Genomic DNA, 15317 nt, shown 5'->3' on the forward strand with positions numbered 1-15317 from the left:
GGAGGAATAAAAATGAAAAGCGTAATTTTATACTCAAAAATAGACTGCCCCATTTGTGAAGAGGCAAAGCAGCTAATTTTAACGCTAAAGGACGCGTATTCCTTTACCCTAGATGAAGTCGATATTTATAAGGATGATCTATTGCTAGAAAAATATCAGTTGATGATTCCTGTTGTTGAAATAGACTGCAATGAAGTTGATTTTGGCCAAATAGAATTGGGTAAAATTATCAATGCCTTATCGAGCTAAAGGTGAATTGGGGGAGTGTGAAACGGGTTCCCCCTAATATTTGCCGTTTTCAAATGTCGAAAATTCAGAAAATATAGACTAGCCAGGTTTATCTTGTAGAAAAAATAGTTGTGGGAATAATAGCCATCTGTTACAATGATTACTGTAAGAGGATTTTTTTTGCCGCATGCGGGACGTATTATGACTAGCAGGGACAAATTTATCCCAGTAAAAGATGCGAGCCGTAAATCGTACAAAGGAGCAAAATAATGAGACAGTTGATTGAAATTCAACAAAAATTATTCCCGGATTTGCTCGAAGTCATGCAGCGAAGGTATAAAATCCTTCATTATATTCAATTAATGGAACCGATTGGAAGAAGAAGTCTAGCCGATAATATCGAATTGGCTGAACGAGTCGTAAGAAGTGAGATTGATTTCTTTAATAAGAATGGATTCATTGATGTTACAGCCAAAGGCATGCATCTTACGAATTCTGGCAAAATAATTCTAAATCAACTCGCCGATTTCATGAAAGAAATTTCAGGCTTTAGTTTGATAGAACAGCATTTAAAGGACAAACTACAATTAGATCATGCCATTGTTGTCCCTGGCAATAGTGACGATCATGATTGGGTTAAACAAGACTTAGGAAAAGCCTGTGTCCAATACTTAAAATCTATCTTAAAGCAGAAGCAAACAGTGGCTGTAACCGGTGGGACAACGATGGCAGCTGTTGCTGAGATGATCAAGCCTTTTCCTGGGGCAAACAAGTGTATGTTTGTACCAGCTCGTGGTGGCTTAGGGGAACGTGTGGAAAATCAAGCGAACACCATTTGTGTAGAAATGGCTAAAAAAGTACATGGTGAATATCGGTTGTTGTACGTTCCAGATCCGATTAGTGAAGAAGCATATCAATCAATAATTGGGGAACCTTCTATAAAAGAGGTATTGGAGATTATTCGAGATGCTAATATTGTTATCCACGGTGTTGGCGATGCGGTCACAATGGCCAAGCGGAGAAAAGCTTCACACCATATCCTACAAAAGATAATAGATGGGCATGCTGTAAGTGAAGCATTCGGCTATTATTTTAACGAAGAGGGAAAGGTTATTCACAAGGTTCGAACAGTTGGAATTCAGTTGGAGGATTTATACAAAGCAAATTGTGTTATAGCTGTTGCTGGGGGAAAATCAAAGGCAAAAGCGATTAACTCCTACTTCAAACAAGGAAAAGGCAATGTGCTGATTACTGACGAAAGTGCTGCGAAAGAGTTAATAAGGGGATTTTCCCTTTAATATATATTTATTGCAAATCATAAGGAGGAAATAGAAGATGACAGTAAAAGTTGGAATTAATGGTTTTGGTCGTATCGGGCGTAACGTGTTTCGCCAGGCTTTAAAAAATAGTGAGGTAGAAGTAGTAGCAGTTAACGATTTAACAGATGCTAATATGCTTGCTCACTTATTAAAATATGATACTGTGCATGGAAAGCTTGAAGAAGAAGTAGTTGTTAATGGATCAAACCTAGTAGTTGCTGGTAAAGAAATCAAAGTACTTTCTGAAAGAGACCCAGCTAACCTTGGATGGGGAGACCTTGGTGTTGAAGTTGTAATCGAATCGACTGGTCGCTTTACAAAGCGTGAAGATGCTAGTAAACACCTTGATGCTGGTGCTAAAAAAGTAGTTATCTCTGCACCTGCTAATGATGAAGACATCACAATTGTGATGGGCGTTAACGAAGACAAGTACGATGCAGCAAGTCACCATGTCCTTTCTAATGCATCTTGTACAACGAACTGCCTTGCACCATTTGCCAAAATACTTAACGATAAATTCGGTTTAAAGCGCGGTATGATGACAACTGTTCACTCATACACAAACGACCAACAAATCTTAGACTTACCACATAAAGATTATCGTCGTGCTCGTGCGGCTGCAGAAAACATTATTCCTACAAGCACTGGTGCTGCTAAAGCAGTATCGTTAGTACTTCCTGAACTTAAAGGTAAATTAAATGGTATGGCAATGCGAGTACCTACTCCAGACGGTTCATTAGTTGACTTAGTTGCCGAGCTTGAAAAGGATGTAACTGCTGAAGAAGTAAACGCAGCATTTAAAGAAGCTGCTGAAGGTCCATTGAAAGGAATCCTAGGTTATTCTGAAGAGCCATTAGTATCAGCTGACTACGTTGGCGATCCACATTCTTCCACTATCGATGCTCTTTCAACGATGGTAATGGAAGGAAACATGGTTAAAGTTGTGTCTTGGTATGACAATGAAATGGGCTACTCCACTCGTTGTGTAGACTTAGCAGTATTCTTAAAGCAACAAGGCCTATAAGATTGCATAATAGTTAACACTATAAGGAAGTCTTAATTGGGAGGGGGATCAGTCCTCCTCCCAATTTTTAAAACTAGGTACTACATATTTTAGAATCACAAGGAGGTTGACAAAGTCGATGAGCAAAAAAACAGTGCGTGATTTTGATGTGAAAGGTAAAAAAGTGTTTTGCCGTGTGGATTTTAACGTACCAATGGCTGACGGTGAAGTTACCGATGATACTAGAATCAGAGCAGCATTACCGACCATTCAATATTTAGTTGAACAAGGTGCTAAAGTAATTCTTTCTAGTCATTTGGGGCGACCAAAAGGTCAAGTTGTAGAAGAACTCCGTTTAGATGCTGTAGCAAAACGGTTAAGTGAACTGCTTAACCAAACAGTAACAAAGACTGACGAGGTTTTTGGACCAGAGGTTGATAAAGCATTAGCAGAACTAAATGATGGTAATGTACTATTAATTGAAAATGTTCGCTTCCATCCAGGTGAAACAAAAAATGATCCGGAATTAGCGAAAGAATTTGCTAAAATGGGTGACCTTTATGTTAATGATGCATTTGGGGCTGCACACCGTGCTCACGCTTCGACTGCAGGAGTAGCTGAACATCTACCTGCAGCAGCTGGCTTCTTGTTGGAAAAAGAACTTGAGGTCCTAGGTAAAGCATTATCGAACCCTGAGCGTCCGTTCACTGCAATCATTGGTGGAGCAAAGGTTAAAGATAAAATTGGCGTTATCGAAAATCTATTAGATAAAGTAGATAACCTTATTGTTGGTGGTGGATTAGCATATACGTTTGTCAAAGCTAAAGGTTACGAAATTGGCAAATCCTTGCTAGAGGAAGATAAAATTGATTTAGCGAAAGAATTTATGCAAAAGGCTGAAGAAAAAGGCGTCAATTTCGTCTTACCAGTTGATGTTATCGTAGCTGATGACTTCTCCAATGATGCAAATAAAAACGAAGTAGATATCGATAGCATTCCGGCTGATTGGGAAGCACTTGATATTGGACCAAAAACGCGTGAAAAATATGCAGATATCGTCAAGGGTTCAAAACTAGTTATCTGGAATGGACCAATGGGCGTGTTTGAATTAGATGCATTTGCTAATGGTACAAAAGCTGTTGCGGATGCCCTTGCTAAAACAGAAGGATATACAGTTATTGGTGGAGGGGACTCTGCTGCTGCTGTTGAGAAGTTTGACTATGCAGATAAGATGGATCACATTTCCACTGGTGGCGGTGCGTCTTTAGAATTCATGGAAGGTAAAGTACTTCCGGGCGTAGCTGCATTAAATGATAAATAAAGAATGGACGAGGTGTTCACATGCGTAAGAAGGTTATCGCAGGAAACTGGAAAATGAACAAGGTGCTAAAAGAGGCTGAGCAATTTGTAGCTGATACAAAGGACAAAATCCCTGGACATGACGCGGTTGAATCTGTAGTCTGTGCACCGTTCCCTTTCCTAGCTACTTTAGTAGAAAAAGCAGCAGGATCAGATTTGAAAATTGCTGCACAAAATATGCACTTTGAGGATAATGGTGCCTTTACTGGTGAAGTAAGCCCTGTTATGTTAAAAGACTTAGGTGTTTCTTATGTTGTGTTAGGTCACTCGGAACGCCGCGAGTATTTTGCAGAGACAGATGAAACAGTTAACCAAAAAACAAAAGCTGCTTTTAACCACGGCTTAACACCAATTGTTTGTGTGGGGGAAACATTAGAACAACGTGAAAATAATGAAACAATGGCACTAGTCGAAGATCAAGTGAAAAAAGCATTGGCTGATCTTACTGAAGAACAAGTAAAGGCTACGATTATTGCTTATGAGCCAATTTGGGCAATCGGTACAGGGAAGACAGCAACGTCTGAACAAGCAAATGAGGTATGTGCACACATTCGCAACGTAGTAAAAGCTGCTGTATCAGCAGATGCTGCAGAAGCTGTCCGCATCCAATATGGTGGAAGTGTGAAACCGGCAAACGTTGATGAACTCTTAGCACAGTCTGATATTGATGGTGCACTGGTAGGTGGAGCGAGTTTAGAAGCAGAATCATTTTTAGCATTGGTGGAGGCTGGTGCAAAATGAGTCAAAATAAATTAGCTGCACTCATCATCTTAGATGGGTTTGCTTGCCGGGATGAGGAATTCGGAAACGCAATAAAACAAGCCAATACACCAAACTTTGATCGTTACTGGAACAAATATCCTCACAATCAGCTAACTGCAAGTGGGGAAGCGGTTGGACTTCCAAAAGGTCAAATGGGAAACTCTGAGGTGGGTCACTTAAATATCGGAGCTGGTCGTATTGTTTACCAAAGCTTAACTCGGGTTAACTTATCGATTCGTGAAGGAGACTTCTTTGATAATAATGTCCTATTAGAAGCGGTTAAAAACGCTAAAGATAAAAATAAGGCATTGCATATCTTTGGTTTACTTTCTGATGGTGGCGTTCATAGTCATATTGAACACTTATACGCTGTTCTTAAAATGGCAGGCAAATATGAACTCGAAAAAGTATATGTACATGGATTTCTAGATGGACGCGACGTAGGACAAAAAACGGCTGAAAAGTATATCCAAGCAACCCTTGACACCATGAAGGAATACGGTGTTGGAGAATTTGCTACGATTTCTGGTCGTTATTACTCGATGGACCGTGACAAGCGATGGGATCGTGTGAAAAAAGCTTACGATGCAATGGTATATGGGGAAGGCCCAACTTATCATGATCCATTAGAAGTTGTGAAAGACTCTTATGAAAATGGAATCTACGACGAATTTGTTTTACCGTCTGTCATCACTAACGAAGATGGTGCACCAAAAGCAACAATCGAAGACGGAGACTCTGTTATTTTCTATAACTTCCGTCCTGACCGTGCCATTCAAATTTCACGGACGTTTGCAAATGAGGATTTTCGTGACTTTGACAGAGGCGACAAAGCACCAAAAGATATTCACTTTGTCTGCTTAACAAAATTCAGTGAAACGGTTAATGGTTTCGTTGCTTACGAACCGGTTAACTTAGACAATACTGTTGGAGAAGTTCTTGCACAGAACAATCTAAATCAACTAAGAATCGCCGAAACGGAGAAATATCCTCACGTTACCTTCTTTATGAGTGGTGGTCGTGAAAAGGAGTTTCCAGGAGAAAAACGTATTTTAATCGATTCTCCGAAAGTTGCTACCTATGATCTACAGCCGGAAATGAGTGCATATGAAGTTACCGATGCCTTGTTAAAAGAACTTGATGAAGGTAATCAAAACGCCATTATTTTAAACTTTGCCAACCCAGACATGGTTGGGCATTCTGGCATGCTTGAGCCGACAATTAAAGCAATCGAGGTTGTTGATGAGTGTCTGGGTAAAGTTGTTGATAAAATAATTGAAAAAGGTGGGCAAGCTATTATTACGGCTGACCATGGTAATTCTGATGAAGTACTTACATTAGAAGGAAAGCCGATGACAGCCCACACAACCAATCCAGTACCAGTCATTGTAACAAAAGATGATATTAACCTACGCGATGGAGGTATTTTGGGTGACTTAGCACCAACCTTATTAGATTTACTAGATGTTGAAAAACCAAAAGAGATGACAGGTTCATCCCTAATTAAAAAATAACAGGTAAAAGGAGAGAATTAAATAATGCCATATATTACAGATGTATACGCACGCGAAGTATTGGACTCCCGTGGTAACCCAACCGTTGAAGTTGAAATTTTTACAGAATCAGGTGCTTTCGGTAAAGCACTAGTACCAAGTGGTGCATCTACTGGTGAACACGAAGCAGTTGAGTTACGTGATGGTGATAAAGAACGTTACTTAGGAAAAGGTGTTCTTAAAGCGGTTGAAAACGTAAATGAAATTATTGCACCAGAATTACTTGGTTTAGATGTAACACGCCAAGTAGTAATTGATGAGCTTCTTATCGAATTAGATGGCACGGAAAACAAAGGTAAATTAGGTGCCAATGCAATCCTTGGAGTATCAATGGCTGTTGCACATGCAGCTGCTGACTACCTAGGAGTACCATTATATACTTATCTTGGTGGATTCAATGCAAAAACACTTCCAACACCAATGATGAACATTGTAAATGGTGGAGAGCATGCCGATAATAACGTAGATATTCAAGAATTTATGATTATGCCTGTAGGTGCTCCAACTTTCCGTGAAGCACTTCGTATGGGTGCGGAAATCTTCCATTCACTTAAAAAGGTGCTTGGTTCGAAAGGCCTTAATACGGCAGTAGGTGATGAAGGTGGATTTGCTCCAAACCTTGGTTCAAACGAAGAAGCACTTTCTACGATTATCGAAGCAATTGAAGCAGCTGGTTATAAACCTGGTGAAGAAGTGAAGCTTGCAATGGATGTTGCATCTTCAGAATTCTACGAAGATGGTAAATACAACCTTAAAGGTGAAGGCGTCGTACGTACTTCTGAAGAAATGGTTGCATGGTATGAAGAAATGATCAACAAATACCCTATCATCTCCATTGAAGACGGTCTAGATGAAAATGACTGGGAAGGCCACAAGCTTTTAACTGAGCGTATTGGTGACCGCGTACAGCTTGTAGGGGATGACCTATTTGTTACAAACACGAAGCGCTTGAAACAAGGAATTAAGCAAGGTGTAGGTAATTCAATCCTTGTTAAAGTGAACCAAATTGGTACCCTTACAGAAACGTTTGAAGCGATTGAAATGGCAAAGCGTGCAGGATATACAGCAGTTATCTCTCACCGTTCTGGTGAAACAGAAGATGCAACGATTGCTGACATCGCGGTTGCGACAAACGCTGGTCAAATCAAGACAGGTGCCCCATCACGTACAGACCGTGTTGCGAAATACAATCAATTACTACGGATTGAAGACGAGTTAGTTGGAACAGCTATCTACGCTGGTAAAGATGCGTTTTATAACTTGAATAAATAATCAACATATCAACCGCTAAGGACTAACCCTTAGCGGTTTTTTCAAAAAGGTATGAAATTATTGAAGGTAATGGAGATATCCACACACATAAAAACCCCCCACAAAATTAATTGTGGGGGAGTTTTGCTTAAGCTTGCCTTAGGGTGGGCAAGGCGCCCTTCGCTTTTCTTATAAATTGCCTTTTAATTCTTGATAAGAACTCTTTAACTGTTCTAATTCACGACGGTGAAAGTCGAGAGCTTGTTGGTTTTCCGTAGTTTGTTCTGATTGTGTAAGTGATCTTTCCGCACGTTCTAAGGCTTGATTAATTTGAGCATCTAGATTTGCTTCAGCATTCGGATTGCTTTGTGCCTGTGTAATGGCATGCTGTAAATGAAGAATCGATTGTTGTGCTTGTGTCAGCTGTGTTTGATCATGGGAGCTAGAAATATTATTTCCTTTCATCACATAACCCTCCTTTTTCCTTCATTAATAATGTGCTTAAAACAGATATTTATATACATGATAAAAATGAAGAGGAATCTATTGTAAACCTAAAAAAACCATAGTATTATTAATGGATTAATACGCATCTTATTGAAAGTAATTACCGTGCATGTATTAAAATAAAATTTTTAGGAAAGAAGGAGAAATGGCAGATTGAAAATTCGCGTATCAGCAGTTCAGTACCATCTTCACAGTATTAACACCTTTGAGGACTTTGCGAATCAAGTTACCCATTACGTCAAATCGGCAGCTGAATTTAATTCAGATTTTATACTTTTTCCAGAATTCTTAACTACCCAATTATTATCAATCACCGATCAAAAAGATCGTACTTATACAGGATTATCAGCATATACAGACCGGTATTATGAGTTGTTTACTTCTCTTGCAATGGAAACTAAAACACATATTATTGGAGGTACACACATTGTCGAAAGAGATGGTAAATTTTATAATGTTGCCCATATGTTTTATCCAGACGGTCGGATTGAAGACCAAGCTAAATTACATTTAACGCCTTGGGAATTAACAGAATGGAAACTAACACAAGGTGAAGGTGTTCAAATATTTAATACTGATAAAGGTAAGGTTGCAATCCTTACTTGTTATGATATTGAATTTCCGGAGATTGTTCGTATGGTGAGAGGAATGGGAGCAGATATCATCTTCGTGCCTTCTTGTACAGACGACCGTCATGGATTTCACCGAGTCAGATATACTTGTCATGCACGAACGATTGAAAACCAAGTCTATCTCGTAACAACAGGCACAATTGGCGCATTACCAACTGTGGATTTCATGAGATCAAACTTTGGACAAGCAGCGGTAATTACCCCTAATGACATTCCTTTTCCAAAGGCCGGTGTTTTGATGGAAGGGGAAATTAATTCTGACATGGTAATTACAGCTGATTTGGATTTATCTTTATTATATGACGTCAGAAGTCATGGTTCTGTTACAACCTGGAGAGATCGACGCGTTGACCTTTACCCAGACTTAGGCAAAACAAAGCTAGAGCGAGCAATATCAACATACTCTGAGTAGTGTAAAATGGATTATTGCTTTCTACCAATGGGAAAAATCGGTGTCTGAATGTAGTCATTCAGACACCGATTTTATTTTTCCGAGTAGAGGCAGTATTCGGACAGGAGAGAGAAGATAAAGCCTTATGAGTCCGAATGAGTGAGGCGCGACTTGCGCTTTTCTTATAAAAAACTCCCCGCTTGAAATAAGTGGGGAGCGTGAACAATTATTGATTTGTTTTTTCACGAATAAATGCTTCAACCTCATCAGCGGTACTCATTGACAACAATTGCTCCTTATAAGAAGCTAATTCCTGTTTAGAGAGACCTCTGATTTGAGTGCGTGCTGGTAAAATGGAGGTAGCACTCATACTAAATTCGTCTAATCCTAAACCAAGTAAAATAGGAATTGCGATTGAATCACCAGCCATCTCACCACACATACCAGCCCATTTACCTTCTGCATGAGCAGCTTCAATCACATTATTGACAAGGTTTAAAATTGCTGGATGATAAGGCTGATACAAGTATGACACTCGTTCATTCATTCGGTCAGCTGCCATTGTATATTGGATTAAATCATTCGTTCCAATACTAAAGAAATCAACCTCTTTAGCAAACTGTCGTGCGATCACTGCTGTAGAAGGTATTTCCACCATAATACCAATTTCGATATCATCGGAGACAACGGTACCTTCTGACTTCAGATTATCTTTTTCCTCAAGCAATAGTGCTTTGGCTTGACGGAATTCATCTAATGTAGCAATCATCGGGAACATGATTTTTAAGTTTCCATATACACTAGCGCGCAGTAAGGCACGTAGCTGTGTACGAAAAATATCATCGCGTTCTAAGCATAATCGGATCGCACGGAATCCTAAAAATGGATTCATTTCTTCAGGTAGCTTTAAGTAACTTAATTCCTTATCGCCACCAATGTCCAACGTGCGTACAACGACAGGCTTGTCTCCCATTTGTTCTAGAACCGATTTATAAGCTTCATATTGCTCTTCTTCTGTCGGTAATTTACTTTTACCCATGTACAAGAACTCGGTACGATAAAGCCCAACACCTTCGCCACCATTATTCACAACACCAGTAACATCTTCAGGTGTACCGATATTGGCAACAAGCTCGACGTGGTGATTATCAGAAGAAATAGTAGGTTCATCTTTAAGCTGTGCCCAGATTTCTTTTTGCTTCTCAAATTCTGCGTGCTTTTGCTTATAAGACGTAATCTGTTCTTCCGTTGGGTTTAAGATAACATCACCATCAATACCGTCAACGATAATTAAGTCATTTTCTTTGGCATCGCTCATAATTGTTTTTGTTCCAACTACGGCTGGAATTTCAAGAGAACGAGCCATGATTGCAGAATGGGATGTACGTCCACCAATGTTTGTAGTGAACCCCTTAACGAACTGTTTGTTTAATTGTGCTGTATCTGAAGGTGTTAAGTCTTCAGCGACAATAACAACTTCTTCGTCAATTAATGCAGGATTAGGGAATGTAACATTAAGTAAGTGTGCCATCACACGTTTTGTTACATCCTGGATATCAGCGGCACGCTCTCGCATGTATTCGTTATCCATAGCCTTGAACATGTTGATAAACATGTTCGCCGTTTCTTCTAGTGCTGCTTCTGCATTAACCTTCTCAGATTTGATTTTGTCATGAATCGGATGAATCATTTCAGGGTCGCTAAGAACAAGTAAGTGGGCAGAAAAAATCTCGGCATGCTCATCACCTAAAGATTTTTTAGCATTTTCTTTGATGATTTCTAGCTCTTGTTTTGATACTTCAAGTGCTTGTGATAGTCGATTGATTTCTACTTCTGGATTTTCCACGGTTTTTTGTTCTATTGTTAAGTCCGGAACCGCAAGCTTATATACTTTAGCAATTGCGATTCCGCTCGATGCTGCTATGCCGCGTAAATTACTCATTAACTATTACTCTCCTAGTCCTTCTTGTTTAATCGCATCAACAATTGCATCCAATGCTTCTTGCTCATCGGAACCTTCAGCAGAGATGGTAATTTCTGAGTCTTTAGGGATGCCTAAAGACATGACACCCATAATAGACTTAAGGTTTACTTTTTTACCGTTGTATTCAACATTTACTTCTGATGCGAAACTACCAGCTTTGTTAACTAGAACTGTTGCAGGACGTGCGTGAACACCTGTTGGATCTGTAATTGTTACTGTTTTTTCTACTGCCATTTAAAAAACCTCCTATAAAATAAATTAATTCGGATACACTACAACATAATTTTACTCTTTTTCTAGGTCCTTTTTCAAGAATCCTATAAGAAAAGCACTGATAATTGTACCAATTAATATAGCGAGAAGATACAATAATGGATTTCCGTCGACTAATCCAGCTACAACAATACCACCATGAGGGGCACGAAGTCCAATATCAAACAACATCGACAACCCACCTGCAGCTGCGGAACCGATAATAATTGAAGGAATTACTCTTGCCGGGTCTGCTGCAGCAAACGGGATTGCCCCTTCAGTTATGAAGAAAGCACCTAGTGCATAGTTTGATTTACCTGCTTGACGCTCTTGCTCTGTAAACTTATTTTTGAAAATATTTGTCGCTAATGCTGTTGCGAGCGGCGGTACCATACCACCAGCCATGATCGCTGCAATAAATTGGAACTGATCTGCATCAAGCATCGCAATCCCAAACGTATAAGCGGCTTTATTTATTGGACCACCCATATCGATTGCCATCATCCCACCTAGGATAATTCCAAGCAGAACTAAGTTGGCATCTCCAAGTGCTTGTAACCAATCAGATAATCCTGTATAAATCGTTGTTAACGGTGGATTGATGATTAACATCACCAAACCAGTCAAACCAATCGATAATACTGGGTATAGTAAAACAGTTTTTAAACCATCAAATAATGTCGGGAGTACTTCCAATCCTTTTTTAACGAGTAGTGTTAAATAACCTGCAAGAAATCCTGCAATTAAACCACCTAAGAAACCTGATCCAGACGTTCCTTCAATTCCAGAAGTTATCGCTATTAATCCACCAACCATCCCTGGAGCAAAGCCTGGTCGGTCTGCAATACTAGAAGCAATAAAACCAGCCAAGACAGGAACCATTAAATAAAAGGCGTTACTTCCACCAATCGTCATCAACATCTCAGCAAACCGGTTATATTGGTCGCTTGTTGGGTCTGCAGAATAAATCCCGAAAAGGAAAGAGATTGCAATTAAAATACCGCCACCAACAACAAATGGTAGCATGTTAGAAACACCATTCATTAAGTGTTTATAAAAACCGGTTCTTCCCTTTGCATCAGCATCACTACTACTAGACCCACCACTACCTTGATAAATCGGCGCATCTTTTCGAACAGCTCGTTCGATTAATTGGCGCGGCTCGTGAATCCCTTTTGCAACAGGAACTTGAATAAGCGGTTTTCCTTTAAATCGCTCGGTTTCAATTTTGGTATCAGCCGCAATAATAATCGCGTCTGCTTTCTCAATTTCCTCTGGTGTTAAACGATTTTTTACTCCACCAGAGCCATTGGTTTCTACTTTAATCGACACGCCCATTTCTTTTGCAGTAGCTTTTAATTTGTCTGCTGCCATAAAAGTATGTGCAATTCCGGTAGGACATCCAGTAACGGCAAGGATGTTTCCACCAGTTGATGGAGCATCTTCTGGGATGTCATCCTCAGCTTCTTTTTTTTCCTTTGCATTAACAATTTCCATGATTTCGTCTGCACTTGTTGCTTTTTCAAGTTTTTTTCTAAAGTTATCGTCCATTAAAAAAGAAGATAATCGAGATAATGTTTCTAAATGTGTTTGATTCGCACCTTCTGAAGCTGCAATCATAAAAAATAGGTGAGAGGGTTGACCATCTAAGGAACTGTAATCTACCCCTTGCTTAGATCTACCAAAGGCTATTGCTGGCGTCTTTACGGCACTTGTTTTTGCATGTGGGATGGCAATTCCTTCACCAATGCCAGTTGTACTTTGTGCTTCACGTGCAAGGATAGCTTCTTTAAATTTTTCTTTATTGTTTAGTCGTCCTGCTTGGTCTAACTTGGTGACTAATTCATCTATAACAGCTTCTTTTGAATTAGAGCCAAGGTCGAGTAGTATTGTATCTTTTTTTAGTAAATCTGTAATATTCATTAATAACCCTCCTTAATCAATCGATGTAACCAAAACTTGGTCTAGTATTTTTTTGACATCGTCTTTCGTACAAAGGTCGTCACTAAATGCAGTTGCACTGCCTGACGCAATCGCATATTGAAACGCCTTTTTCGGATTTGCACTCTTTGTGTATGCTGATAAAAACCCTGAAACCATCGAATCTCCGGCACCGACTGTGTTTTTCACTTGTCCTGTTGGGGCTTTGGCGTAATAGGACTCGTGCTCACCAACGTATACAGCACCATCTCCACCCATTGAAATAATGACATGAATTGCTCCCTTTCTTTGCAATTTTTTTCCAAAGTGGACTGCGTCTTCATAAGAACGAATGGTTGTTTCAAACAATTCTCCTAATTCATGATGGTTAGGTTTAATCAAGAATAACTTTGAACCAATTATTTCTTTCAGTGCTTGGCTTGAAGTATCAACAATGAAGTGAACGTTATTTTGTTCACAAATACTTGCAAGCATACTATAAAAATCAGTTGGTACTGTAGTTGGAATACTGCCCGATGCTACAAGGTAATCACCTGCGTTTATTGCTTTTATTTGAGATAAGAGTTCATCTAGTTCCGCTTCTGAAATGATGGGACCTGGGCCATTTACTTCCGTTTCCACGGAAGACTTTAGTTTTAAGTTAATCCTAGTATCCCCTGAAATAGAAATAAATGAATGTGCAATATTTTCACTAGAAAGTTTTTCGTCGATATAAGTCCCGGTAAAACCTCCAAGGAATCCAAGTGCGGTATTATCCACTCCCAATCGCCTTAGAACGCGTGAAACATTAATTCCTTTGCCTCCTGGATAATAGGAAGGCTGATATCCGCGGTTCAATTCTCCAGTTTGGAATTCATCTACATGGAGAATATAATCAACCGAAGGATTTAATGTACATGTGTAGATCATGTTGTCACAACCTTTACGAAAAGATAATTTAGAAGAATGTCTTCCATTCACTGGAAAATTACGAAAGTCTGAATGTATCCTCGTATCCTCTATTTGTAGCGTTTGCAAATCATTAGAAGGAAATACGCTAAGATACTCATCTACGAGGTAACCGCATTTTCAATTTGAATGTTGTTCAGCTAACATAATATAGCAACCAGATTATTTTTTCAATCACAAATAATCATTTTTGGTCAAAAACAATCATTTGTGTTCAAAAAACAGCCAAACACGAAGTTTGGCTGTTTCCCGAATTTCCCTAAGGTTAGATTTGCTCAGTTATCCACTTTACAATATCTTGATATACTTCTCGTTTATTCGTTTCGTTCAATAGTTCGTGTCTAGCTCCAGAATAAACTTTATGCTGAACATGATCTATTCCTGCTGAATGATAATGTGTCGCAACTTGTATTTGGCCTTTCCCGAATTTTGTGACCGGATCACGTTCCCCGCTTAATAACAATATAGGCAAATCTTTCCGAATTTGTTCATTCCATCGCTTCTTTTGAACGTTAATCATCCCATCAAACATATCGTGGAAAAACGACGTACTTGGGATGAATCCGGTATGTTGGTCATCGAGATATTTTGTTACTTCTGTTTGATCACGAGTTAACCAATCAAAATCAGTTACAGCGTCACGAACAGTTTTTTTATATTGTCCAAAGATAAGACGGTTGAATAGGTAAGAAGGAGAAGCTTTACCATTTCTTTGTAAAAAATTAGCTAACAGTTTTGACATGGACAGGACAGCGTTTGATTCCTGCCCCGTTCCAATTAAAATGACTCCATCAATCCTGTCACTATATTTCTGAATAAAGCGTCTTGCTAAAAACGAGCCAAAACTATGGCCTAATAGAAAAATAGGTGTGCCGGGATAGTTGGTTTGCCAATCCTTCGTAACTACCAATAAATCTTCTACTACCTTTTCAAACCCATCAGCGTCTGCTAATACACCAAGCGAGGAAGTCTTTTCTCCGGTCTTTCCATGTCCACGGTGATCATTTCCGACTACTGCAATTTGGTGATCGGTTAAATAACGAGCAAATCCGTCATATCGGTCGATGTGCTCAACCATGCCGTGGGCAATTTGCACAATTGCTTTTGGCTGTGACAGTGGCGTCCAGCCCTTTACAAAAATTTGTACCCCGTCAGATACAGGTAACCAATAGTGGATGTCTGGCATT

14 protein-coding genes are annotated in these 15317 nt (G+C 39.4%); 8 read left to right on the forward strand and 6 right to left on the reverse strand.

The features are described 5' to 3' along the window. Positions 1-12: 12 nt before the first annotated feature. The 7 genes from NC799_RS04515 (at position 13) to eno (ending at position 7496) form a co-directional block, all read left to right on the forward strand. A complete protein-coding gene (locus tag NC799_RS04515; protein ID WP_272445160.1) occupies positions 13-249 on the forward strand; it encodes a glutaredoxin family protein in 237 nt (78 codons plus the stop codon). A gap of 248 nt (positions 250-497) precedes the next feature. Then, complete coding sequence (locus tag NC799_RS04520) at positions 498-1526, forward strand: sugar-binding transcriptional regulator (protein ID WP_272445161.1); 1029 nt, start codon at positions 498-500, stop codon at positions 1524-1526. 37 nt (positions 1527-1563) lie between these two features. Then, positions 1564-2571, forward strand: coding sequence for a type I glyceraldehyde-3-phosphate dehydrogenase (gap, locus tag NC799_RS04525; protein WP_272445162.1), 1008 nt, complete (start codon positions 1564-1566; stop codon positions 2569-2571). A gap of 118 nt (positions 2572-2689) precedes the next feature. Then, positions 2690-3871 carry a phosphoglycerate kinase gene (locus NC799_RS04530; RefSeq protein ID WP_272445163.1) on the forward strand — a complete coding sequence of 394 codons (1182 nt, stop codon included), beginning with the start codon at positions 2690-2692 and terminating at the stop codon, positions 3869-3871. Between the two features lie 20 nt (positions 3872-3891). After that, entirely contained in the window at positions 3892-4650 is a 759-nt protein-coding gene (gene tpiA, locus NC799_RS04535) for a triose-phosphate isomerase (RefSeq protein ID WP_272445165.1), read from the forward strand. Next, positions 4647-6185, forward strand: a complete 1539-nt coding sequence (gene gpmI, locus NC799_RS04540; RefSeq protein WP_272445166.1) for a 2,3-bisphosphoglycerate-independent phosphoglycerate mutase — start codon at positions 4647-4649, stop codon at positions 6183-6185. Before tpiA ends, gpmI begins: the two co-directional genes overlap by 4 nt. Positions 6186-6209: 24 nt before the next feature. After that, positions 6210-7496 (forward strand): phosphopyruvate hydratase, encoded by a 1287-nt coding sequence (gene eno / locus NC799_RS04545; RefSeq protein ID WP_272445167.1) that lies wholly within the window; start codon positions 6210-6212, stop codon positions 7494-7496. A 168-nt stretch (positions 7497-7664) separates the two neighbouring features. Here the strand turns inward: eno and NC799_RS04550 are convergent, their stop codons facing one another. Continuing rightward, on the reverse strand, positions 7665-7940 hold the full coding sequence (locus NC799_RS04550) for a hypothetical protein (protein ID WP_272445168.1): 276 nt from the start codon (positions 7938-7940) through the stop codon (positions 7665-7667). A gap of 195 nt (positions 7941-8135) precedes the next feature. Here NC799_RS04550 and NC799_RS04555 point away from each other — a divergent pair, with 195 nt between their 5' ends. After that, on the forward strand, positions 8136-9026 hold the full coding sequence (locus tag NC799_RS04555) for a carbon-nitrogen hydrolase family protein (RefSeq protein ID WP_272445169.1): 891 nt from the start codon (positions 8136-8138) through the stop codon (positions 9024-9026). A gap of 205 nt (positions 9027-9231) precedes the next feature. Here NC799_RS04555 and ptsP read toward each other — a convergent pair whose 3' ends face one another. The 5 genes from ptsP to NC799_RS04580 form a co-directional block, all read right to left on the reverse strand. Further along, the gene (gene ptsP, locus NC799_RS04560) at positions 9232-10947 is read right to left on the reverse strand and encodes a phosphoenolpyruvate--protein phosphotransferase (protein WP_272445170.1); all 1716 of its coding nucleotides are present in this window, start codon (positions 10945-10947) and stop codon (positions 9232-9234) included. A gap of 6 nt (positions 10948-10953) precedes the next feature. Beyond that, positions 10954-11223, reverse strand: coding sequence for a phosphocarrier protein HPr (locus NC799_RS04565; protein WP_272445172.1), 270 nt, complete (start codon positions 11221-11223; stop codon positions 10954-10956). A 51-nt stretch (positions 11224-11274) separates the two neighbouring features. Then, positions 11275-13164, reverse strand: coding sequence for a PTS fructose transporter subunit IIABC (locus NC799_RS04570; protein WP_272445173.1), 1890 nt, complete (start codon positions 13162-13164; stop codon positions 11275-11277). A 12-nt stretch (positions 13165-13176) separates the two neighbouring features. Further along, positions 13177-14091 carry a 1-phosphofructokinase gene (pfkB, locus tag NC799_RS04575; RefSeq protein ID WP_272445174.1) on the reverse strand — a complete coding sequence of 305 codons (915 nt, stop codon included), beginning with the start codon at positions 14089-14091 and terminating at the stop codon, positions 13177-13179. A gap of 304 nt (positions 14092-14395) precedes the next feature. Beyond that, a complete protein-coding gene (locus NC799_RS04580) occupies positions 14396-15316 on the reverse strand; it encodes an alpha/beta hydrolase (RefSeq protein WP_272445176.1) in 921 nt (306 codons plus the stop codon). Between the last annotated feature and the right edge of the window lies 1 nt (position 15317).

Origin of the sequence: Aquibacillus salsiterrae, from assembly GCF_028416595.1 — a bacterium.
Classification (GTDB): domain Bacteria; phylum Bacillota; class Bacilli; order Bacillales; family Amphibacillaceae; genus Aquibacillus_A; species Aquibacillus_A salsiterrae.

Bases quoted from the DNA above. Each gene is read 5' to 3' on its own strand.
- NC799_RS04515 (WP_272445160.1), top strand. From the start codon at position 13: ATGAAAAGCGTAATTTTATACTCAAAAATAGACTGCCCCATTTGTGAA.
- NC799_RS04520 (WP_272445161.1), top strand. From the start codon at position 498: ATGAGACAGTTGATTGAAATTCAACAAAAATTATTCCCGGATTTGCTC.
- gap (WP_272445162.1), top strand. From the start codon at position 1,564: ATGACAGTAAAAGTTGGAATTAATGGTTTTGGTCGTATCGGGCGTAAC.
- NC799_RS04530 (WP_272445163.1), top strand. From the start codon at position 2,690: ATGAGCAAAAAAACAGTGCGTGATTTTGATGTGAAAGGTAAAAAAGTG.
- tpiA (WP_272445165.1), top strand. From the start codon at position 3,892: ATGCGTAAGAAGGTTATCGCAGGAAACTGGAAAATGAACAAGGTGCTA.
- gpmI (WP_272445166.1), top strand. From the start codon at position 4,647: ATGAGTCAAAATAAATTAGCTGCACTCATCATCTTAGATGGGTTTGCT.
- eno (WP_272445167.1), top strand. From the start codon at position 6,210: ATGCCATATATTACAGATGTATACGCACGCGAAGTATTGGACTCCCGT.
- NC799_RS04550 (WP_272445168.1), bottom strand. From the start codon at position 7,940: ATGAAAGGAAATAATATTTCTAGCTCCCATGATCAAACACAGCTGACA.
- ptsP (WP_272445170.1), bottom strand. From the start codon at position 10,947: ATGAGTAATTTACGCGGCATAGCAGCATCGAGCGGAATCGCAATTGCT.
- NC799_RS04565 (WP_272445172.1), bottom strand. From the start codon at position 11,223: ATGGCAGTAGAAAAAACAGTAACAATTACAGATCCAACAGGTGTTCAC.
- NC799_RS04570 (WP_272445173.1), bottom strand. From the start codon at position 13,164: ATGAATATTACAGATTTACTAAAAAAAGATACAATACTACTCGACCTT.
- pfkB (WP_272445174.1), bottom strand. From the start codon at position 14,091: ATGATCTACACATGTACATTAAATCCTTCGGTTGATTATATTCTCCAT.
- NC799_RS04580 (WP_272445176.1), bottom strand. From the start codon at position 15,316: ATGCCAGACATCCACTATTGGTTACCTGTATCTGACGGGGTACAAATT.